At 54.6% G+C, this 1374-nt stretch carries 1 rRNA gene; it reads left to right on the top strand.

Going from position 1 to position 1374, the window contains the following annotated elements:
- A 23S ribosomal RNA gene (locus NR125_RS29150) occupies positions 1-1374 on the top strand; the annotation flags it as partial.

The following is a 1374-nucleotide window of genomic DNA, read 5'->3' as shown; positions in this document are numbered from 1 at the left end:
AGGCTGAGCTGTGACGGCGAGGGAAATTTAGTACCGAAGTTCCTGATTCCACACTGCCAAGAAAAGCCTCTAGCGAGGGAAAAGGTGCCCGTACCGCAAACCGACACAGGTAGGCGAGGAGAGAATCCTAAGGTGAGCGAGAGAACTCTCGTTAAGGAACTCGGCAAAATGACCCCGTAACTTCGGGAGAAGGGGTGCTCATTAGGGTGAATAGCCCTGATGAGCCGCAGTGAATAGGCCCAGGCGACTGTTTAGCAAAAACACAGGTCTCTGCGAAGCCGCAAGGCGAAGTATAGGGGCTGACGCCTGCCCGGTGCTGGAAGGTTAAGAGGAGAGGTTAGCGCAAGCGAAGCTTTGAATCGAAGCCCCAGTAAACGGCGGCCGTAACTATAACGGTCCTAAGGTAGCGAAATTCCTTGTCGGGTAAGTTCCGACCCGCACGAAAGGCGTAACGATCTGGGCACTGTCTCAACGAGAGACTCGGTGAAATTATAGTACCTGTGAAGATGCAGGTTACCCGCGACAGGACGGAAAGACCCCGTGGAGCTTTACTGTAGCCTGATATTGAATTTTGGTACAGCTTGTACAGGATAGGTAGGAGCCTGAGAAGCCGGAGCGCCAGCTTCGGTGGAGGCGTCGGTGGGATACTACCCTGGCTGTATTGAAATTCTAACCCGCGCCCCTTATCGGGGCGGGAGACAGTGTCAGGTGGGCAGTTTGACTGGGGCGGTCGCCTCCTAAAAAGTAACGGAGGCGCCCAAAGGTTCCCTCAGAATGGTTGGAAATCATTCGCAGAGTGTAAAGGCACAAGGGAGCTTGACTGCGAGACCTACAAGTCGAGCAGGGACGAAAGTCGGGCTTAGTGATCCGGTGGTTCCGCATGGAAGGGCCATCGCTCAACGGATAAAAGCTACCCCGGGGATAACAGGCTTATCTCCCCCAAGAGTCCACATCGACGGGGAGGTTTGGCACCTCGATGTCGGCTCATCGCATCCTGGGGCTGTAGTCGGTCCCAAGGGTTGGGCTGTTCGCCCATTAAAGCGGTACGCGAGCTGGGTTCAGAACGTCGTGAGACAGTTCGGTCCCTATCCGTCGTGGGCGCAGGAAATTTGAGAGGAGCTGTCCTTAGTACGAGAGGACCGGGATGGACGCACCGCTGGTGTACCAGTTGTCTTGCCAAAGGCATCGCTGGGTAGCTATGTGCGGAAGGGATAAGTGCTGAAAGCATCTAAGCATGAAGCCCCCCTCGAGATGAGATTTCCCATAGCGTCAAGCTAGTAAGATCCCTGAAAGATGATCAGGTTGATAGGTCAGAGGTGGAAGCGTGGCGACATGTGGAGCTGACTGATACTAATCGATCGAGGACTTAACCAA

It is taken from the genome of Cytobacillus sp. Bac17 (genome assembly GCF_024519925.1).
GTDB classification, from domain to species: domain Bacteria; phylum Bacillota; class Bacilli; order Bacillales; family Cytobacillaceae; genus Cytobacillus; species Cytobacillus pseudoceanisediminis.
This window is presented reverse-complemented; position numbering and strand designations above follow the sequence as displayed.